This window comes from Spiroplasma endosymbiont of Panorpa germanica, assembly GCF_964019765.1.
GTDB lineage: Bacteria > Bacillota_I > Bacilli_A > Mycoplasmatales > Mycoplasmataceae > Spiroplasma_B.
Window position 1 is genome coordinate 136,177 of the sequence record NZ_OZ026461.1, and the last position, 20,959, is coordinate 157,135.

Here is a 20,959-nt window from a genome sequence, read left to right on the forward strand (position 1 = left end):
ACGCAAATTAAATAAAAAAACACGTTAAAAAAAATAACGTGGTTTTTTATATTTTTAACTAACCCTCTGATAAAAATTCATCGCCTTGAATTTTTAATATTAAGTCATTAATTGCGGTAATTTTTGCAAATAATACTATTTGATCATCTTTTTTCAAAATAGTTTTTTCATCGGGTAGAATCACTTTACCATTTCGCTTAATTTGAATAATATTTCAATCCTTATTGGCTGTTAAGTGTGATTCTTGAATACTTTTATCAACAACTCCTGGATCACTTACTATCATAGTAGTTGAAATAAAATCATCATCGATTGATTGTACGTCAATATCAATATCAAACATACTTCTAGTGGCAACCATTTTACCTGAGATAATATCAGGAATAATTACCTGATTTTCATCCAATCCTAATGCTAAGAGAATTCGTTTGTGACGTAAATCCTTGGCTTTAGCCATAATGTTTTCGATTCCTAAATCCAGTAAATTTAAGACAGTAATGATGGAAACCTCCATATTTGACCCAAAAGCCACTATTATCCCATCAAATTGCTTAATTCCGGCTTTTTCCATCGAAGTTTTGTTGGTAGCATCTAAAACAATCCCAACAACTCCGGGCATCGCTGCTAAACTACTATTTAAACGATGTTCATCAAAGTCAAAAACCACCACAGACTGTTTTTTGTCCTCTAATGTTTTGGCCACTGCAATTCCGAAGTTATTTGATCCAATTACTGCAAAACTTTTTTTTCTTGCCATAATATACCGCCTTTCGCTATAAGTTATTATACAACTAATCCATAATATTGTATAATAATAGTTGACTTAATTAAAGAGGTGATTTTGTGTTACATTTAATAGAAATCGATGATGAAAAAATGGATAAAACTAGTGACTCAGAATCACAAGTTAATAATCCAGCAGTAAAGAAAAAAAAACGATTTAAAGAATCTCGTCATGAAAGAATTCAAAAAAGACGTAAAAGCTTTTCTGGAGATGATGAAGATAAAAAAACCTTCTTTGCCAAACTAAAAAATTGATGACCTCTAAGTAAGGTTTCGGGTAAAATTTTATTAATATACCTATTAACTGTTTTGGCGGGAGGAATATTATTAATTATTCCAGGAGTTGTGATTAATCAGAGTTTTCACTGAGATTTTTTAACCGGAATATTCACAGCTTCTTCAGCTTTCTCTGATACAGGAATTACAATTTCAAATGCCGCTCAAGATTACTCATTTTGGGGCCAATTGCTGATCTTAATTATGATTCAAATTGGGGGAATTGGAATTTTAACATTTAAAATCGTTCTTTTAATATCATTGGGTAAGAAAATATCAATTGATGATCAATCTGTTGCTCAAAGTGAGCGCGGGAGTTCTCAACTTTCAAATACTGTGGAAATGATAAAAGATGGATTCATCTTTCTAACTTTTGTGGAAATATTTGGAGTAGTTTTCCTATTCTTTGGATTTTACTTCACCCCATTAGAATTCAATGAGTATTCTCAAATATACAAAGATGGTAACATTCCTGATTTCCAAAATCCTTACCATAGTTTTGAAAAATCAATTTGATTTGCAGTCTTTCACTCGGTTAGTGCTGTTAATAATGCTGGTTTTGATATTATATCTGGTAGCTCGTTACAGCCCTATAATTTAGCGGACAACCACGGTTATTTAATTCAATCAGTTATTTTAATTCAATGAGTAATTGGGGGATTGGGATATCCAACTTTCCACGATATTAAACAAAAAATTAAAGGTCGCAGAGAAGGTCGTATTGTAAAATGATCTTTATTCACTAAATTGAACTTTACAGTTTATTTATCACTATTTATTTTAGGTCCTTTGCTAGTTCTATTCTCGGAGTTATCACAAGGTAAAAGCAGTTATGTTTTAAACTATTACAGTGTCAAAATTGATAAAGAATTTTATGATGTCATTAGTGCTTATGAATATATTGGCCCTAAACCTTTTGGTCAGGCACTTATGGATATTTTCTTCAATGTAACTAGTTCGCGAAATGCCGGTTTTTCAAGTATCGACATTAATCAATTCAATGCTGGTTCTAAATTAATAATGTCAGTTTGAATGTTTATCGGATCGGCACCTTCCTCAACTGCGGGGGGAATTCGAACTACAACATTTGCCATTGTCACATTAGCTATTATTGGAATTATAAGAAACCGTAAATCAGTTTTTGCTTATCGCAAGAAAATTCCTGAGGAAACTGTTCGACGAAGTTTTGCTGTTTTCATTGTTGGGGTTATGGTAATTGTAGTTTCCACAGCTGTTATCTATATAGACAGTAACAAGGTTTTATCAAATCAACATGACGGGGATAAAACCATCATTGAGTTGATAACTTTAATTTGTTCAGCATTTGGAACGGTGGGATTAAATCCCTTTACCAGTGGACAGATGCTTAATTTGGGAGCGATTTCTAAAATAACTCTGGTCCTAATTATGTTTACCGGTCAATTAGGAATTTCAAACACACTTTTAGCATTTATCAAACATAACAACACCAAAAGTTATGACTATCTTGAAGAAGAGGTTGTAATTGGTTAGGAGGCATATTGTGAAAATATTAGATGGTAAAAAATTAGCGCAAAAAAGGTCGGATTTAATTTTAGACAAATTAGCGAAAAATAATCCTAAATTAAGAAAACCCAAGTTAGTGGTCGTTTTAGTGGGAAACGATAGTGCAAGCGAGGTTTATGTTAAGCACAAGAAAAAAGCTTGTGAAAAGGTGGGCATTGAATTTGAATTAATTAATTTTTTGGATTCTGTCAAACCCCAATTGGTTTTGGATAAAATTGATAAATTAAATAAGGATTCAAAAGTGGATGGAATTTTAATTCAACTTCCCTTACCAAAAGAGTGAAACGAAGAGGATTTCTTACAAGCCGTTGATTATAGCAAGGATGTCGATGGATTTCACTACATTAACCAGGGAAAACTTTACCAAGGTAATGAAACTTTCGTACCTTGTACTCCATTGGGAATAATTAAGCTACTAGAAGAATATGATATTAATTTAAAAGGCCAAAAGGTTACGGTTGTGGGAACTTCTAACATTGTTGGAAAACCCCTTATCGGAATGATGATCAATCGAGGAGCAACTGTTACTGCTTGTAATAAAAATACTTTAAACATTAAAACTCACACCAAAAAAGCAGATATTCTGATTTCAGCTACAGGATCGCAGTTTTTAATCACTAAAGATATGATTAAAAAGGGAGCAATTGTTATTGATGTAGGAATTACCAGAGATCTTAAAACCAATCGTTTAGTTGGTGATGTTGATTTTGACTCTGTTTGCAAAAAATCTGGTTATATTACTCCGGTTCCTGGAGGGGTTGGACCAATGACTGTTCAGATTTTGATTGAAAACACAATTAAAGCATATGATAATCATAAAAAGTAGTTATTTTGTGAAAAAAAATTGATAAAAAACTTGTTTTTGTATATTTCATTTGATATTATAAATAAGGTTCTTTATGGCTTTTTAGCTCAGTTGGTAGAGCAACCGGCTGTTAACCGGTTTGTCACAGGTTCGAGTCCTGTAAAAGCCGCCATTATCAATTTATTTTTGGCCCGTTGGTGAAGTGGTAAACACACACGGTTTTCATCCGTGGATACACGAGTTCGAACCTCGTACGGGCTACCATTTATTTTTTCGTGGAGTGCTAGCTCAGTTGGGAGAGCTCCTGCCTTACAAGCAGGCGGTCGGCGGTTCGAGCCCGTCGCACTCCACCATTTTTTTTACTTATTTTCGCTGATGTGGCTCAATTGGCAGAGCAACTGACTTGTAATCAGTAGGTTGTAGGTTCAAGTCCTATCATCAGCACCATTAAGAAGCTATTAGATGCATTTACTTTTTGTAAATGCATTTTTTTTTGGTAAAATACAATCATAGAAGTGAAGTGATTACGTGGCATATCCATTATTAGAAATTAATCTTGATAAAATAAAATTTAATTTGAAAGAAATTCAAAAAAAATGTGCCGCTAAAAACCTTGAGTTAGTGGTCGTTCAAAAACTACTTTCAGGTAGTGTTGAAATGGCTACTTTCCTAAGTGACAATGGTGTTAGTGTTATAGCTGATTCTAGGGTTTCGAATTTAAAGAATTTCAAAAATGTGAAATCAAAAAAAATGCTTTTAAGAATTCCGATGCACAGCGAAATAGAGGAAGTGTCAAAGTTTTGTGATTTTGTTCTAATTAGTGAGATTTCAACAATTAAGAAATTAGAACAAAGCTTACAAAAAATTGATAAAAAAATTGGTCTAATCTTAATGATCGAAACAGGAGATATTCGCGAGGGACTTTGAGATGAACAAAAGATTATGCAAACAGCTAGTGAAGTTAAGCAAATGAAAAATGTCTACTTACATGCAATTGGGACAAATTTTGCTTGTTATGGAGCAACTTGCCCAACAATCGAAAAACTAGAAAAATTAGCGCAATTGAAAAAAAATATTGAAAAAGTATGTGAAATGAAAATACCGACTATTAGCGGGGGTAGTTCAACCCACCTAACAATTTGAGATGATAAAGTTCCTGCTGAGATTAATCAAATTAGAGTGGGATCGGCTGTTTTGATGGGAATTGGTTTGAATGATGAACGTGTTTCATGATTAAAAGGAGAAACCTTCAAATTAAAAGCTGAAATTATTGAAGTTCAGGATAAGCCAAGCGCTTCGTGAGGACCAAGAGCTCTAGATGCATTTGCCAGAGAAGTTAATTTTGAAGATATTGGGGTCAGAAAAAAAGCCATCATTGCTTTAGGACGTCAAGATTGTCCAAGTGATGAAATAGTGCCCGTTGACCCCGGGATAAAGGTTCTAGGTTCTAGCAGTGATCATACGATTTTGGATATTACTGACTCAAACATTAAATATCAAGTTGGTGATATTATTGAATTTATTCCTACATATTTGGGTAATTTAAGTCTAACAACCAGTAATTATGTAGAGAAAAAATTCATTAAAAATTAAAATAAAATCTATTGAATATTAACTATTAAAATGATAATATTTTATTGTTTGCTTTAAGCAACAATATGTCTCGTTAGCTCAGCCGGTAGAGCAACTGGCTTTTAACCAGTGGGTCGCAAGTTCGAATCTTGCACGGGACACCATCATCCGGAATTGGCGGAATTGGCAGACGCACCAGACTTAGGATCTGGCGTGGTAACACGTGGGGGTTCAAGTCCCTTATTCCGGACCATTTTGAAGAAAAGAAACCACTCCGGTGGTTTTTTTGTTATAATTTTTTTGAAAGGATTTATTATGAAGGAAAAAAAATATGCAACTGCTCACGCACTGAGCATAGCTCAACTTTGTTTTGCTGTTGGAGGTATAATAATTACTGCATCGGCTTTTGGGTTCATGGCATTATTCGTGGATCCCGCTTCCGCTTCTATTTTGCTTATTCTAGGTTTTTTTGTAACAGCACTTGCTTCACTTGGTTTAATTTTGCCAATAATCTCAATGAGTATTATTAAATCAGAAAGTAAAAAAGGATTCACAGGCACCCATACGGTACTAGCTATTTTTCAAATTATATTAGGAGGATTGTTTGGTTTGATTGCTGGGATCTTTATTTTACTTGCTGATGCTGAACAAGTTGAACCTTCTTTAACAAGAGAAGGTTCAGAACCAGGAAAAACAGAGGTCTATGATGAATTGCCTGCGTCTCCAGAAAAGTCGCCATTTCTATAGAATGTATTTAAAATAAAATTTAAATATATATGAAAAACTCTTGTATTACGAGAGTTTTTCATATATATTATATGTTTATAATTTTTTGTGGTATAATATAAAGGAATTAAAGGGGAATATATTAATGAACAGATGGTATTTATGAATAGCAATTACAATAATGGCCTTAGCAGGTTTTTCGTTTTATTTAGTGTGAGATTTAAATCAATGATTTACACAACCAGAAAACTACATCGTTTTCATCCAAAATAACTTTATTCTAAACTTAGAGGATACATCAATTTTGCCAGTTTTTAGTGGTAAAGGAATGTCGACGTTTTACCTATTGTTTGCATTTGATGGGGCTATTCTTGCATTAAGTATTTACTTAATTGGTTATGCAATCTACTTAGGATTAGATGGATTTGGTAGAGTTTCGTCATTTATTTGAGCGTTAGTTCCCGGTTTAGTGGCTCTTGGACTAGCGGTAACCCAAATTTTCTTACTGGCAACTTTATTCCATAACTTTGCAACCTCTCCACTAGAGTATGGTAAATTTTTAGATTTTAAAAAAGAACAGTGATATTTGACAGAAAAATTTGACGATTTATTTATCTTTAATGGGGTAACAAAACAATACGTAGCTAATCCTCAAAATGAAATTATTAAACTTGTAACAAAAACTTGTTATGTTGGATATGCAGCAGCGGGAGTAGGGGTGATTTCACCACTACTTTACGTAGCAATTCGTAGATAAAAATAAAGCCCTAATGGCTTTATTTTTTTTGGAATTTTATTCTTAAAAAATTGATATCAATTTTTTAAGATACTTCATTTAGTACTATTAGTAAGAGGTGAATAAAATGGATTATATATTTGATATCGGGGGTATGTCTAGTAAATTTGAAATTTATGATGGTGATAAAAAAGTTAAGTCAGGAAACTTTATCTATGAAAAGTTTGTAAATAATTTTGAAATCATTGAAATCATTGATAACATAATTACTAAAAACCAAGATAAATTTCCCATAACAGTTATTGGAATCTCTTCTCCTGGAATTGTTGATCCGGTTTCTGGACAAATTTCAGGTTTAGCCGCGATTGAGAACTATCATTTAGTTAACTGGAAAACTGAACTTCAGAAATGAACAAATCAGGTATTTATTGAAAATGATGCCAACTGTGCAGCTTTAGCGGAGTTAAGTAGTGGTAATGCTAAAAATTTTAGTAATGTTTTATTTCTAGTAATCGGAACGGGAATTGGGGGAAGTTTAATAATTGATAAAAAACTTTACTCAGGTAGTTTCTTGCAAGCGGGAGAAATTGGTTGTGGTTTAGAATTTATTGAAGACAATAACTACTACAACAGTTCTACGCAATGTTCAACAAATGCTTTAATAAACTTTTATCAAAAATTGACTTATGAGAAAAAAACCGGTGAAGAAATTATGAAAAATTATCAAACTGATAAAGCGGCTAGAACAGCTGTGGATAAAATGGTCTTTAATATTGCTAAATTAATTATGAACTCAGCTTTTCTAATTGATCCCCAACTTGTTTTGATTGGTGGGGGCATTAGTCAGAGTAGTTTGTTAATTGAGTTAGTAACTATTAAAATAGATGAAATACTAAAACTAACAAATCTTAAAAGAAACTATGAAATTAAATCGTGCTATTATTATAATGAAGCAAACTTAATAGGAGCTCGCGCTTTAACAAAGGAGAAATAAAATGAAATTAAAATTTCCAAAGGATTTTTTATGAGGTACAGCTACCTCGGGTCCACAATCAGAGGGAACAAAAGATAAACCACACTTAAATGTAATGGATAAGTGGTTTGAACTTAAGCCAGAAGATTTTCACAATCAAGTTGGTCCAACAATAGCTTGTGATACTTATCAAAGATATGAAGAAGATATTCAGATTATGAAATCATTGAATTTAAATAGCTTTAGAACATCAATTCAGTGATCGCGATTTATTGATGATTTAGAAACTGGAACAATTAATGAGAAAGCTCTAAAATATTATCGTGACTATTTTTCAAAACTTAAAAAAGCCGGTATTAAATTAATGGTAAATTTATATCACTTTGATATGCCATGAGAACTTCAAGAAATTGGGGGATTTGGTAACAAAAAAGTAACTGACCTATTTGCACTTTATGCGAAAAGATGTTTTGAATCTTTTGGGGATTTAGTAGATATGTGATCAACAATGAATGAACCAATTGTTCCTGTTGAAGCGCAATATTTATACCATTGATGATACCCATACATTAGTGACTATAAGTTAGCAGCACAAGTAGGGTACAACACAATTTTAGCCCATGCTAAAGCGGTTTTAGAATTTAAGAAACTTTTTGCAAATGATGCTAAAAAAGAAATTACTGTGGTCTTGAACTTGACTCCAAGTTACTCAAAAGATTTGGAAGCTAAAAATATTAAAGCCGCAAAAATCAGTGATGCCTTTTTTAACAAATCAATGTTAGATGCTGCTGTTAAAGGAGAGTTTAATAAAGACTTTGTTGAAATTTTAAAAACCGATCAAGTGCTCCCTGAATATACTAAAGAAGAATTAAAAATAATTGCAGAAAATAAAATTGATTTTTTAGCAGTTAACTACTATCAACCACGAAGAATTCAAGCCCTTTCAAAACCTTACCAAGGGGAAAATATGCCCGATAAGTATTTTGAAGTTTATGATTGAAAAGAGAAAAGAATTAATCCTCACCGAGGATGAGAAATTCACCCAGAAACAATTTATAACATTGCAATGGATATTAAGAATAACTATGGAAACATTAAATGATTTATTTCTGAAAATGGAATGGGTGTTGAAGGTGAAGAAAAATTCCTAGACGCTAATGGTGTGATTCAAGATGATTATCGAATTGATTTCATTAAAGAACATTTGTATTGACTAAATAAAGCTATTAACGAGGGATCAAATTGTTTTGGTTACCAAATGTGAACTTTTATTGACTGTTGAAGTTGAGCCAACTCATTTAAAAATCGATATGGTTTTGTAGCCTTAGACTTAACAACACAAAAACGAACAATTAAAAAATCAGGACAGTGAATTAAAGAATGTATTAGTAAAAATGAGTTTGAAATTGATGAAAGCTTAGTTGTTAAAAACTAAGCTTTTGCTTTATCAAACTGCAAGTAATAAAGAGGTTTAAATTTGATATAATTAAATAATAGTTAGGATTACATATGAACGAAATTATACATACAATCATTGATAGAGCTTACATGATCAAATCAACATCAGGAGCTCAAAAATTAGTCGAGGAAGCTAAAATTTACTGCTCAAGCCTTGGTCTTAACAACCTGAAGGAATTAAACGAAGATGAGCAAAAAATAGTTTTAGAGTTAATTTGAACTTGAAATTTAGTTTACTCATTTGCTAGCTGATACATCAAATTTGTAACTGCTCAAGAAATGGAAGCAATCGATGAAAATTTGAAAGAAAAGTTTTCAAAGTCATTTAGTGTTTTCACTGAGGGACAAAACATTTTTGCTTCAAATAACATCGATTTTAAACCTCATCCAGAAATCGTTGAAGCTGCCAACAAATTTGAATTAAAGTTAATTACAATGAATTAAAAATAACCAAAACAAGCACCACAAATAAAATCAGCTATTAAAAAAGCTGCTTGGAAGTGGCGCTTTTTTATTTTAAATTAAAACCTTAAAATCATTGTATTATTTTGATTATTTAATTAAAATAATGATAATGTGAAAGGTGGATGTAAATATGTTCAAAAAATCACTTTATAATTTACAAGAACAATATTTAATCACTCAGTGATTATTTGTTTTTGCATCCCGCTCAGAAGCTTTTGAGAAAGTTTTAGAGAATGAATCACTCTCCGTATTAGCTAATTTAGCTTAATTAAAATGCAAACTAAGTTTGTATAATTTTTTATTGTTTAATTAGTAAAGGAGAAATACGATGGAAAAAAATAGTATTCTTCAAATCCGAAACATAACCAAGGACTATGATGGAAAAGTTGTTTTAAAAGGTATTAGTTTAAATATCCATGAAGGAGAATTTATTACACTTTTAGGTCCTAGTGGATGTGGTAAAACAACAACCTTGAATATTATCGGAGGATTTGAAAAACCCAATTCAGGAGAAATTCTGTTTGAAAATAAAAATCTTTTAGCACTACCAATTAATAAGAGACAAATGAACACAATCTTTCAAGGATATGCGCTTTTTCCGCACTTGGATGTTTTTGATAATGTGGCATATGGTCTTAGAAATAAAAAAACAAAACCTGACATCATTGAAAAAGAAGTGATGCAGCATTTAAAACAAGTTGGTTTACTAGGAAGTGAAAATAAAAGAGTCGATGAATTATCTGGGGGGCAAAAACAACGTGTGGCAATTGCTAGAGCACTAGTTATGAAACCCAAAATCCTCTTATTAGATGAACCAATGTCGGCACTAGATGTTCACTTAAAGAAAATCATGCAAGCGGAATTAAAAAGACTACAATTAGAAGTTGGAATTACTTTTATTTTAGTTACCCACGATCAAGAAGAGGCCTTAACGCTAAGCGATCGAGTGGTGGTTATGAATCAAGGAACAGTTCAACAAGTTGGAACTCCAGAAGATATTTATAATGAACCTGAGAACAAATGAGTGGCGAAATTTATTGGAACCAGCAATGTAATTGAAGACGGAATTTTTATTAAGGATCGTAAAGTTAAAATTGATAATCAAGAATTTAGTTGTCAAGATAAAGGTTTTGGTGAGAATGACGAAAACATTGATATAGTAATTAGACCCGAAGATATTGATATTGAACCAGTGGAAAAAGGTTTTTTCAAAGGTAAAGTTGAAAGTGTTATTTTTAAAGGGGTTTATTATGAAGTTGTTGTAGCAACTAAATTTAGAAATTGATTAATCCACACAACGGACTTAATCGAAGAGGGATCTGAAGTCGGGATTCGTTGAAATGTTGAAGATATTCATGTAATGTGAAAAGAAATTGATAACTAATGAGTGAACTTAAAAATAAAGATACAATCGAATCGAATTCAGAAAAAGAAAATATCTTTGAAGAAATTGAAGCGGTTCACGAAGAATTAAATTCAACCGACGATCCCAAATCAACCAAACCACCAGGAGTTTTTTATAAGCTAAAGAACTCTAACTTTATTGCAAAAACCAGTCAAAAAACTTGACCAATCTTACTACCGTTTATTATTGTAATGGTATTTTTAATAATCCTTCCCTTAATTGGAATTGTGGTATATGCTATAATTCAACCAACTAATAATAGCTTAGTATTTAAATTAAGCTTAGAAAATTTTGTAAAATTATTTAGCGATTCTAATATAATGATTGCGATGTTACTTTCAATTGCTTATGCTTTTGTTGCGGCTTTTTTCTGTGTTCTAATTGGCTATCCGATTGCTTACATAATGGCACAACTAAAAAGTAAAATGCTAGCCAAAAATGTTTGAGTTTTAGTGACAATGCCGATATGAATTAGTATGTTAATGAAAGTAATAGGGTTACAAACGGTGTTTTATATTTTAGCACCAACAGCATTGGGAACTCCAATTGCGATTATCATTGGGATGGTTTACATGTTTTTACCATTCTGTATTACCCCGATTTATAACTCTCTAGAAAGTATGGATAAAAGTCAACTGCTTGCAGCTAAAGATTTGGGCGCAAGTGACTCTAAAGCTTTCTTCCAATTTACTTTAAGACAATCAATTCCAGGAGTTCTAGCTGGATTCACCTTAGTAATTATTCAAGCGGCAACTTCGCTAATAGTTGTTCGTTATTTAGGAGATGGGAAAATCAACTTAATTTCCTCTATCATTGAATCTTACTTCTTTAAAGGAAGCAATTTTGGATATGGGGCAGCAATTTCAGTTGTTTTAGCAATCCTGATTGGAATTCTAATGCTTGTAATTAAACTAATCACAAATAAGTTTGAAGGAGGTTCAAGTAAAAAATGAAAAAATTCTTTAAATCAAGCTATTTCGCAATAATAATGGCTTTTATCTACATCCCTATTATTGTTATGATGATTTATTCATTTAACTCTGGGAAAACTATTTCACAATTTGAAGGATGAAGTTTGAAATGATACTCAGAATTCTTTAAGAACAGTCCTTTTATCAAATCAATCATTACCTCTTTATTTGTGGCGATTGTTTCAACAACGATTTCAGTTATCATCGGAACGCTAGCTGCAATTGGACTTAGTCGTGTTAATCGTACAACCCGCAATACATGATTTTCGATTGCCAACATTCCATTAGTAAATGCAGATGTCATCACGGCGGTTAGTTTAATGGTTGTCTTTATTATCGCGGGGTTAAAATTTGGAATTATGACCCTGATTGCAGCCCATATTTCATTTAACGTACCTTACGTATTAATAACAGTGATGCCAAGATTGAGAAAAATCGATCCTAATGTCATTGATGCAAGTTATGACCTGGGAAGTACCTCAAGACAAACAATGTTTAAAATAGTATTACCAATTTTAAGACCAGCCATTATTGCAGCAACAGCAATTGCTTTTGCAATGAGTTTTGATGATTTCATTATTTCTTACTTTACTGGCGGGGATCAAACCAACGTATCAACATTTATTTATACAGCCAAGAAGATTCAACCATACATTAATGCATTTGGAACAATTCTTGTTGGGGTAATCGTTTTATCAATTCTAATTTGAAATACAATTACCTTTACTAAGTCGCGCAAAGACGAAATAAAAAAACAGATCAAAGAAGGTTACTACAAATCAAAACAAATCGATGATTTAAATCGTCAATTAACAATCTTGTACCAAGAATTGATTTCTAATAAAACTATTAAGAAAAGTTGAAAGCCAAGTTTGCGAATGAAAGCATTCTTTTTGAGGATCCAAATTAGGATTTTGGAAAACAAAAACTACAATGCCAAAATCTCAAAACTGGAATGAAAAAAAGAATTAGTTAAAAACGAAATTAAATATGAAAAAAAATTATTCGTAGCTTATGCTAAATCGCAGTCTAAAATGAAGCTCTTGGAGCAACAATTATTAAAAAACTACAAGAGTCATCGTAAATCTCGTTTTCAAAGTGCTATTATCAAGTTATCAAAACGAATCAAAAATTATGAAGCAGAAATTGAAGCTATTAATGAAAGAAACCAAAGTGACTTGGAATGAATCAAAGAGATTGACCAAGAAATTTTAGAAATTCAATCTGAGTGAAATGCAAATAGCATTCTCTCTAAAAAAGAGAATCTGCAGTATCGTAAAAAAATTAAAAAACTGCAAATAAAACGCGATGAACTAAAAGAGGGTAGAAACCAGTTGAAACTTCGACTGATTCTTGAAAAATTAAAAAACTTACAACTTCGCTCACAAGAACAAATTCAAGATTTAGTTGAAAAACAAAAAGACCTAAGTAAATTATTGTTCTTGAAAGTTTCATTAACAAGTAGTGTTGATAAAAAAATTGCCAAAATTATGGGAAAACCAGATTTAGACATGGATGATAAAAAGATATTAGAAAATCTTGAGACTGAAAGATCAGAAGTGCTAGAAAACCGTCGTAATTTAATTAGAGAAAAAATTGTAACAATAGAAAATAAAATTGAATCAATTCAAGTTAAAACAGATCAAAAAAGAGAAAAATTATTTCCTGCTTTAAGTGATGGAGAAATTATTGCAAGTCACAATAAAGGTTTCTTCAAACGTTCTTGAAAAGGATTAATGGCGTTTTCTCTATTCACAGCTTCTTTCACTTTGCTAACTGTGGCCTATGTGAGAAATAATATCTATGACTTAGTAATAGGTAACTGAGGATCTTATATTAATCCTGAACTTATTTCAGAATTTGAAAAAAGATATAATGTTACTGTTAACTATCAACAATTTGATTCAAACGAATCTTTATATAATAAGCTATATACTTTTAACTATGATGTGATGGTTCCAAGTGACTATATGGTTCAAAAACTTGCAAGTGAAGGCAAATTATTAGAACTAGATTATAGTAAAATTAATTTATATGGTACTTTTAAAGATGACTTGGGCAAAGACCATTATTTTAAGGACTTAGAGGGAAATAAAATTAATAATTCTGCTGATAAGTACGAAGTAAATTCACATTTAATGAAATTAATGTTTGAATCAAGTACTGAATCAGTGGAACCAAATCCGAACTTAAATCAAAATATTACTGATTATGCAATTCCTTATTTTTGAGGAGACTTAGTGGTTGTTGCCAACCCAAATCCAAAGGTTTTAAAATTTTTAGAATCTCAAGGAATTCAAACTCAAAACCAACAAATCGATTCAAAAGATTTGAGCTGAGATATTTTTTGACAAGCTGCTAATGCAGGATTAAATGTAAGATTAAACGAGGATGCTAAAAATATTTTTGCCATAGCCTCAGAAAAAATGTTTGGAACTATTCAACCAAAATTACACCAACTAGATGAAACTGTTGCGGAACTAAGAAAACTTATCTTGAAACCAAATGTTTCATTACTGGGGGATAATTTAATTGAAAAAGTTGCTTTAGGTGACTTTGATCTGGCGTTAATGTACAATGGTGATGCAATTTACGCTAACCAAATTTTTAACGGGGAAGCTGAGCTAGAAGATGAAGACGATGAATTCTTATTCAATCAAAAATCTGATGCAGATAATCAGTTCTTCATTTACGGACGCCCAGGAAAAGTTCATTCAGATGGTCATACCGAAGGAACTAATGTATTTTCAGATAATATGGTAATTAATAAAGTTAATCGTAATATTGATTTATCTTACAAGTGAATTAATTTCATGTTAGAAAAAGCTCAAGATTTAACTGAATATGTGGGAATTACATCCCCGATTCAATCAGCAATGGACAATGTTGTGGGGGAAGGCGGGCTGTTTGCTAGCTACAAACAACTTTACCAACCACAAATCACTTTTGATGAAAATGCTAAGGGTACTGCCTTTAAATTTACCAAACAAGACGAAGCGCTAAATAATAAAATAATTGACGCTTTTAATTCTTTGGTAGCTGGTAAAAATTAAACCATAATCAAAAAAGCTTTATTTAAATAAAGCTTTTTTTAAATAAAATATTTTTTTATTGACTTTATACATTAATTAAATTAAAATAAAAAATGGATTAATTATCCAGAAAGAGGAAAATATGAAGAAATTATTATCAATTTTAGCCGCATTTGGATTATCAGCTTCAGCAGCAACTTCAGTTGTTGCATGTGATTCAGGTGATAGTGCGTCTGAAAAACTTGTAAAAGATTTTTACAAAAATTTAAAAGCTCCAGCAAATGAAGATGAAGCTGGACATGCCTATGATGACTTAATGGACGCAAGAAGTAAAGCTGTTAAAGAAATCAAGGAGGATGTATTTGATACTGAAGAACCCGAAGGAAATGTAACTCAAGAAGAATTAGATGCTATTGAAAATCATGAAAAAGCTCAATTAGTATTCGCTTACAATGTCACAATGGAATATTATGATATTTATGATTATATTTGAGATGGCGATAAGCAAGACGCTTTAGATCTACTACCAGAATTCAAAAAGCTTAAGGATTATAAAATGGACGTTCAAGACACAGGACTCAAATCTAATTTTGCACCTTCAAAAGCAAATAAAGAAGGTATTGACAAATTAAGTAAAGATCTTGAAGAAAAAATCAACGCTATCAAAGTTGATACTGAAGAACCTGAAGAACCAGGAACTGAAACAGAAGAAACTGTAACTAAATAATTTAAATATTTATAAAAGAAAAGTGAGTTAAATCACTTTTTTTATTTATCTTGGCTTGTATAATAATTTCACTATTTCAACTGTATTTAGTATTTTTTAAGCCTTTTCAAACAAAAAGCAATGATTTACTTCAAAAACTAAAATATTTTAGTATAATTATATTTGGTAATGGTGGTATAGCCAAGAGGCTAAGGCGTGGGACTGCAACTCCCTGATCACCGGTTCGACTCCGGTTACCACCTCCAAATAAAAACGACTGCGCTTTTGCGCATTTTTATTTACTGATTTTTTAAAAAAAATCAAATTATTTCAAAAAAATATTAATATTTTGTTATAATAAAAAAGTCGCCAGAATTGTAAAAAAATGAAAATTTTTATGTAATTTTGAGCAGACTTGTATTATAATATCATAGGTATGTTTAATGCGCCCGTAGATCAATTGGATAGATCGTTTGACTACGGATCAAAAGGTTAGGGGTTCGAGTCCCTTCGGGCGCGCCATTTTAAACCCAAGACATGTGATTTCTAATGGACGAATCATATGTTTAATACCGGGAAGTGGCTCAGTTTGGTAGAGCATTCGGTTTGGGACCGAAGGGTCGCAGGTTCAAATCCTGTCTTCCCGACCATTTATTAATTTATTTTTATGGGCCCTTAGCTCAGCTGGGAGAGCACCTGCCTTGCACGCAGGGGGTCGACGGTTCGATCCCGTTAGGGTCCACCATTTTATTTTTTTTACGGCGGAGTAGCTCAGTTGGTTAGAGCGTTCGGCTCATACCCGAAAGGTCAGGAGTTCAAGTCTCCTCCCCGCTACCATATTTAATTTTGGACCTTTAGCTCAGTTGGTTAGAGCATCCGGCTCATAACCGGACGGTCATTGGTTCAAGTCCAATAAGGTCCACCATGATTAGCTAAACAAGGCGGATTGTGAAGGACCCAAAATTCAACTTTTTGTGGAAGATTACCCAAGCCTGGCTGAAGGGGTCGGTCTTGAAAACCGAGAGTCGGGGAAACCCGAGCGGGGGTTCGAATCCCTCATCTTCCGCCATTTTTTATATTATTATCGCGGGGTGGAGCAGTTGGTAGCTCGTCGGGCTCATAACCCGAAGGTCGCAGGTTCAAGTCCTGCCCCCGCAACCATTGGCCCCATAGCGAAGTTGGTTATCGCGCCTCCCTGTCACGGAGGAGATCACGAGTTCGAGTCTCGTTGGGGTCGCCATCACATGGTTTTGTAGCTCAGTCGGTAGAGCAATTGATTGAAGCTCAATGTGTCGGCGGTTCAATTCCGTCCAAAACCACCATTTAAGTAACTTAGAGATGCGCTGCATCTTTTTTTTGTCCAAAAGTAGTTTATAATCATAGTAAGATAATAAAGTGAGGCAATTATGTTTTTAAAAAAGTCATTAAATTCAAATTTTATATTTAATCGAGGCGAGTGACTGGTCTATTTTGATGAAAATAATATTTTAAAAAAATCCAAATTGTCAATTCGAAGAGCAGGTAGAAAAATTAAAAATTATGAAAATTTTACCCAGTTTAAGAGATGGATACTTTGAAGATGAATAAACAAAAATTTTGTTTTTGATGAGAAATTCATCAATGGTTTTTTTAAACTCGTAAAGAAGATGGATATAACTCTGACATCAGAGGAAAATAGGTTCATTTTTAATGTTCAAGAAATTTATTTCAACAGTTGGCGTCCTCTAAAAGAACTGCCAGTTCGTTTTCAAGTGGAACCAAAAGAAATAATCAACTTTAAGGAAAGTTCAGTAAATGTTCACGAACTAATCCAAGACGAATCAAAATCGGGTGAAAAAATTAAGGCCAAATTTGATAATAATTACGACCTTTACTTTTCTTTTAAAAATATTTATTTCTGTGATAATAATCAGAAGTTTATCAAGAAAATTAATCTTAAAAAAGTAGAGAAAATTGAGTTAAAACATTTTGGAGTTATTATCCGTTTTAACGATCATAACTATTTATTCAGGGGCCCCAATAAATTGCTAATTTATTCAATTTTGCAAAGAATAATGCCGACTTATTTGGCCCCACTAAATACTTATCCAGATTTATATGGTTACTTTGATTTTTGATCAAAAATACAACAAAAAGTTCTTTAATAATTTTGTTCGTACTCTCTTTAAGAAGGTGTTTGGAAGTGTTATAATTTTTTGGTAGTAGAAAAAAGGAGAAACTCAATATGAGAAAACAAATTATTATCGGTAACTGAAAAATGTATAAAACAAATTCAGAAGCTTTAGACTTTATCAAGGCGGTTGACTCAAAAATCGTCAATAATCCTAACTTAATTGCAGGAGTGGGAGTTCCATTCACAGCTTTAAGTGAAGCTAGAAAAGCAGCTAAAAACTTAGTAATTGCTGCTGAAAATGTTCACTTTGAAAAAGAAGGAGCATTTACAGGGGAAATATCAATTCCAATGTTAAAAGATATCAACGTTAAATACGTTATTATTGGTCACTCAGAAAGACGTGAAATGTTTAATGAAACTGATGAAAGCGTTAACAAAAAAGCTAAGGCATTACTTGAAAATGATATGATACCAGTGCTTTGCTGTGGAGAATCTTTAGAAGTATTTGAAGCAAAGAAAACTAAGGCATGAGTGGAAAACCAAATTACAAAAGGATTTGCAAACATTAGTGCAGCGGATGCTAAAAAAGTTGTTATTGCTTATGAACCAATTTGAGCAATCGGAACTGGTAAAGTAGCAACTCCCGAAATTGCACAAGAAGTATGTAAAGTTGTTAGAGATAAAATCGCTAGTCTATATAGCAAAGAAGTTGCAGACGAAATTCTAATTCAATACGGGGGAAGTGTTAAACCTGAAAATATCAAAGAAATCTTGGGGCAAGCTGACATCGATGGAGCTCTTGTTGGAGGAGCTTCATTAATTCCTGACTCATATTTAGGGCTAGTAAATTTTAAATAATGAGCGAAATTAAATTATTAGCTTTGGATATGGACGGAACTAGTTATGAACCGATGGGAGAAATTGTGTCAAAAAATAAAGACGCAATTATTCAAGTAATTGAAAAAAATATCCCTGTTGTTTTTATTACCGGTCGACCAATTCATAGTCCTAAAAATAAATTACTAGAAAATGGATTTCTATCTAGTAACACAATCATGGCTGGATTTAATGGGGCTTGCATCTTTGATTTAAAAAATCAAAAGGTCATTGATGCAAATCCAATTCCTAAGGAATTGGTTAATCAAGTATTTCAACTAACTATAAAAGAAGAATTCCAAGATGTTATCGTTTGGGGATATAGTACGGATTTTAAGGAATCAGTTATTAATAATTTAAATACTAATAGTAGCGAAATCATTAAAGAACAAAAATTCTTTACTGGGGATTTTGTTAGTTTCGAAGATCTTAAAGGACCATATGATAAAGATTGCTATAAATTGTTAATTTTTAACTTTGAAGAAAGTTTTATTAAGGAACTTAAAAAAATGGGTCTAGAAACTGCGGTTAATATTAACAAGACTGCTTGTGAAGTTAATGCTAAAAACATTAATAAAAAGCACGCGATTAAATTTTTAGAAGAAACATTTAAAATCGATGCCAAAAACATGATGGCAATGGGAGATGGTAGCAACGACATTCCAATGATGGAATATGTTGGCTTTCCTGTTTCTTTCACAAATTGCGTGGATCATATAAAAAAAATAGCTAAAGCTCACATTGATCTAGATTGATCGCAAGCAGCTGTTAGCGAAGCTATCAATAAATATATATTAAAAAACAATTAGGAGAATAAAATGAAAACAAAACAACCAATTTTACTTGCAATTTTGGATGGATGGGGAATTGCTCCTGAAAATCAAGGAAATGCAGTAACAAGCGCTAAAATGGATTTCGTGGAGTCTTTGAAAAAAGATTATCCATGAGTTGAAGCTCACGCAAGTGGAGAATGAGTAGGTTTACCTGATGGTCAAATGGGTAACTCAGAAGTTGGACATATCCATTTAGGATCTGGAAGAATTAAATATGAATCTCTAACTTTAATTAATCAAGCCATCAAAAATGCAACTTTCAGCAAAAATGAGGAAATCATTAAAGCTGTTGAATTTGCTAAAAAAAATAACAAAGCTTTCCATATTATGGGACTGTATTCAGATGGTGGGGTTCATGCTCACATGAACCATATGTTAGCAGCTTTTGAAACTGCCGCTAATTTAGGATTAAAAGAAATTTACGTTCACCTTTTCGCTGATGGAAGAGATACTAAACCGACTGTCCTAGAAACTTATCTAGCTCCTTTAGAAAAATTGTTTAATCAATATCAAGTTGGTCAAATTGGATCAATTAGTGGTAGATTTTATGCAATGGATCGTGATAAACGTTTTGAAAGAACAGCACAAGCTTATGAAACTTTATTCACTCGCAAAGGGAAAACTTCATTTGAAGATCCAAGAGCCTATATTAAAGCACAATATGATTTAGGAAAAGATGATGAAGGAATTATTCCAGCATTTAATAGTAAAGCCAAAGACGGATTTATTAAAAAAGGTGATGCAGTTCTATTCGCTAACTTTAGACCAGATCGAGCTATTCAATTAGCCGCAACTATTACAAGCAAAGATTACTTAGCTTGAAAAGATGATTCTTTTAAAAACCTGGAATTTATTGGAAATGATATTCACTTCGTTTCAATGATGGAATACTCACAAGTAGTAGGTTCTCCATTAGTGGCCTTTAAATCAATTGAAGTTGTTAATGGTTTAGGGGAATGATTAAGTAAAAAAGAATACAAACAATTAAGAATTGCTGAAACTGAAAAAATTGCTCACGTAACTTTCTTTTTTGATGGAGGAAAAGACTATTTCAAAAATGGTCTAGCATCTCAAGATGAAATCGCCTTAAAAGGTGCTAGTGCTGATTTAATCGCTTCTCCTAAAGTTGCAACTTACGATTTAAAACCAGAAATGAGCGCAAAAGAAATTACTGATAAACTTATTGAAGAAATTAACCGCAATGAATTTGATGTTATTGTTTTAAACTATGCAAACTGTGATATGGTAGGACATACTGGAATTTTAGATTCAACAATAGTTGCTGTGAAAACTTTAGATGCACAATTAAAACGTGTTCATGAGGCAATGCAAAAAGTTAATGGGGTAATGATTATTACAGCCGACCACGGAAATGCTGAAATCATGATCGACCAAGAAGGTGGACCTAATAAGAAACACACTAGCCAATTGGTTCCAATTATTATTACTAAAAAAGATTTAAAACTACGTAATAAAGATGCTGCAATCGCTGACATCGCCCCAACTATTTTAGATTTACTAGGTGAAGAAGTTCCAAGTGAAATGACTCAACCAAGTTTAATTGTTAAAAAGTAACTAATAAATAAATGACGATTTATCGTCATTTTTTTAATCTTAATTATTTCTACAAATAATTTTTATCCCTAAGTCCAAAAATTAAAACTTTAAGGTATAATAAAAAAAT

18 protein-coding genes and 16 tRNA genes are annotated in these 20,959 nt (G+C 32.2%); 33 read left to right on the forward strand and 1 reads right to left on the reverse strand.

Features of this window, described 5'->3' with window-relative positions; genetic code table 4:
* Positions 1-58: 58 nt before the first annotated feature.
* Positions 59-757, reverse strand: coding sequence for a TrkA family potassium uptake protein (locus AACK87_RS00600; protein WP_338972567.1), 699 nt, complete (start codon positions 755-757; stop codon positions 59-61).
* An 86-nt stretch (positions 758-843) separates the two neighbouring features.
* Here AACK87_RS00600 and AACK87_RS00605 point away from each other — a divergent pair, with 86 nt between their 5' ends.
* From AACK87_RS00605 to gpmI, 33 genes are all read left to right on the forward strand, one after another.
* Positions 844-2,571 carry a potassium transporter TrkG gene (locus AACK87_RS00605; protein WP_338972569.1) on the forward strand — a complete coding sequence of 576 codons (1,728 nt, stop codon included), beginning with the start codon at positions 844-846 and terminating at the stop codon, positions 2,569-2,571.
* Between the two features lie 10 nt (positions 2,572-2,581).
* On the forward strand, positions 2,582-3,430 hold the full coding sequence (locus AACK87_RS00610) for a bifunctional 5,10-methylenetetrahydrofolate dehydrogenase/5,10-methenyltetrahydrofolate cyclohydrolase (RefSeq protein WP_338972572.1): 849 nt from the start codon (positions 2,582-2,584) through the stop codon (positions 3,428-3,430).
* Between the two features lie 75 nt (positions 3,431-3,505).
* Positions 3,506-3,581: transfer RNA gene (locus AACK87_RS00615), tRNA-Asn, on the forward strand.
* Between the two features lie 16 nt (positions 3,582-3,597).
* A tRNA-Glu gene (locus AACK87_RS00620) sits at positions 3,598-3,673 on the forward strand.
* Between the two features lie 13 nt (positions 3,674-3,686).
* Positions 3,687-3,762, forward strand: a tRNA-Val gene (locus AACK87_RS00625).
* A gap of 18 nt (positions 3,763-3,780) precedes the next feature.
* Positions 3,781-3,856 (forward strand) — tRNA-Thr (locus AACK87_RS00630).
* 81 nt (positions 3,857-3,937) lie between these two features.
* Positions 3,938-5,002 carry an alanine racemase gene (locus AACK87_RS00635; RefSeq protein WP_338972574.1) on the forward strand — a complete coding sequence of 355 codons (1,065 nt, stop codon included), beginning with the start codon at positions 3,938-3,940 and terminating at the stop codon, positions 5,000-5,002.
* 67 nt (positions 5,003-5,069) lie between these two features.
* Positions 5,070-5,145, forward strand: a tRNA-Lys gene (locus AACK87_RS00640).
* 4 nt (positions 5,146-5,149) lie between these two features.
* A tRNA-Leu gene (locus AACK87_RS00645) sits at positions 5,150-5,234 on the forward strand.
* Positions 5,235-5,236: 2 nt separating this feature from the next.
* Positions 5,237-5,728, forward strand: a complete 492-nt coding sequence (locus AACK87_RS00650; protein ID WP_338972577.1) for a hypothetical protein — start codon at positions 5,237-5,239, stop codon at positions 5,726-5,728.
* Between the two features lie 124 nt (positions 5,729-5,852).
* Complete coding sequence (locus tag AACK87_RS00655; protein WP_338972580.1) at positions 5,853-6,464, forward strand: hypothetical protein; 612 nt, start codon at positions 5,853-5,855, stop codon at positions 6,462-6,464.
* A 106-nt stretch (positions 6,465-6,570) separates the two neighbouring features.
* Entirely contained in the window at positions 6,571-7,437 is an 867-nt protein-coding gene (locus AACK87_RS00660) for an ROK family protein (protein WP_338972582.1), read from the forward strand.
* A gap of 1 nt (position 7,438) precedes the next feature.
* A complete protein-coding gene (locus AACK87_RS00665; RefSeq protein ID WP_338972584.1) occupies positions 7,439-8,851 on the forward strand; it encodes a glycoside hydrolase family 1 protein in 1,413 nt (470 codons plus the stop codon).
* Between the two features lie 74 nt (positions 8,852-8,925).
* Positions 8,926-9,318: a hypothetical protein gene (locus AACK87_RS00670; RefSeq protein WP_338972587.1), complete on the forward strand. Its 393-nt coding sequence runs from the start codon at positions 8,926-8,928 to the stop codon at positions 9,316-9,318.
* Between the two features lie 151 nt (positions 9,319-9,469).
* Entirely contained in the window at positions 9,470-9,607 is a 138-nt protein-coding gene (locus AACK87_RS00675) for a hypothetical protein (protein WP_338972590.1), read from the forward strand.
* A gap of 60 nt (positions 9,608-9,667) precedes the next feature.
* On the forward strand, positions 9,668-10,723 hold the full coding sequence (gene potA / locus AACK87_RS00680) for a spermidine/putrescine ABC transporter ATP-binding protein (protein WP_338972592.1): 1,056 nt from the start codon (positions 9,668-9,670) through the stop codon (positions 10,721-10,723).
* The gene (gene potB / locus AACK87_RS00685) at positions 10,723-11,730 is read left to right on the forward strand and encodes a spermidine/putrescine ABC transporter permease (protein ID WP_338972594.1); all 1,008 of its coding nucleotides are present in this window, start codon (positions 10,723-10,725) and stop codon (positions 11,728-11,730) included. The genes potA and potB overlap by 1 nt, the downstream gene beginning before the upstream one ends.
* Positions 11,694-14,768 carry a spermidine/putrescine ABC transporter permease/substrate-binding protein gene (gene potCD / locus AACK87_RS00690; RefSeq protein ID WP_338972596.1) on the forward strand — a complete coding sequence of 1,025 codons (3,075 nt, stop codon included), beginning with the start codon at positions 11,694-11,696 and terminating at the stop codon, positions 14,766-14,768. The genes potB and potCD overlap by 37 nt, the downstream gene beginning before the upstream one ends.
* Before the next feature lie 121 nt (positions 14,769-14,889).
* On the forward strand, positions 14,890-15,474 hold the full coding sequence (locus AACK87_RS00695; protein ID WP_338972598.1) for a lipoprotein: 585 nt from the start codon (positions 14,890-14,892) through the stop codon (positions 15,472-15,474).
* Positions 15,475-15,644: 170 nt separating this feature from the next.
* A tRNA-Cys gene (locus AACK87_RS00700) sits at positions 15,645-15,719 on the forward strand.
* 179 nt (positions 15,720-15,898) lie between these two features.
* Positions 15,899-15,975: transfer RNA gene (locus AACK87_RS00705), tRNA-Arg, on the forward strand.
* 51 nt (positions 15,976-16,026) lie between these two features.
* Positions 16,027-16,103, forward strand: a tRNA-Pro gene (locus tag AACK87_RS00710).
* Between the two features lie 19 nt (positions 16,104-16,122).
* Positions 16,123-16,198, forward strand: a tRNA-Ala gene (locus AACK87_RS00715).
* 15 nt (positions 16,199-16,213) lie between these two features.
* A tRNA-Met gene (locus tag AACK87_RS00720) sits at positions 16,214-16,290 on the forward strand.
* Between the two features lie 11 nt (positions 16,291-16,301).
* Positions 16,302-16,378: transfer RNA gene (locus AACK87_RS00725), tRNA-Ile, on the forward strand.
* Between the two features lie 51 nt (positions 16,379-16,429).
* Positions 16,430-16,522 (forward strand) — tRNA-Ser (locus AACK87_RS00730).
* Positions 16,523-16,538: 16 nt separating this feature from the next.
* Positions 16,539-16,614, forward strand: a tRNA-Met gene (locus AACK87_RS00735).
* Positions 16,615-16,616: 2 nt separating this feature from the next.
* Positions 16,617-16,693, forward strand: a tRNA-Asp gene (locus tag AACK87_RS00740).
* A gap of 6 nt (positions 16,694-16,699) precedes the next feature.
* Positions 16,700-16,775: transfer RNA gene (locus AACK87_RS00745), tRNA-Phe, on the forward strand.
* A gap of 84 nt (positions 16,776-16,859) precedes the next feature.
* A complete protein-coding gene (locus AACK87_RS00750; protein WP_338972600.1) occupies positions 16,860-17,597 on the forward strand; it encodes a hypothetical protein in 738 nt (245 codons plus the stop codon).
* 80 nt (positions 17,598-17,677) lie between these two features.
* Positions 17,678-18,424, forward strand: coding sequence for a triose-phosphate isomerase (tpiA, locus tag AACK87_RS00755; RefSeq protein WP_338972602.1), 747 nt, complete (start codon positions 17,678-17,680; stop codon positions 18,422-18,424).
* A complete protein-coding gene (locus tag AACK87_RS00760) occupies positions 18,424-19,251 on the forward strand; it encodes an HAD-IIB family hydrolase (RefSeq protein ID WP_338972604.1) in 828 nt (275 codons plus the stop codon). Before tpiA ends, AACK87_RS00760 begins: the two co-directional genes overlap by 1 nt.
* 9 nt (positions 19,252-19,260) lie before the next feature.
* A complete protein-coding gene (gene gpmI / locus AACK87_RS00765) occupies positions 19,261-20,850 on the forward strand; it encodes a 2,3-bisphosphoglycerate-independent phosphoglycerate mutase (protein WP_338972606.1) in 1,590 nt (529 codons plus the stop codon).
* The last annotated feature ends 109 nt before the right edge of the window (positions 20,851-20,959 follow it).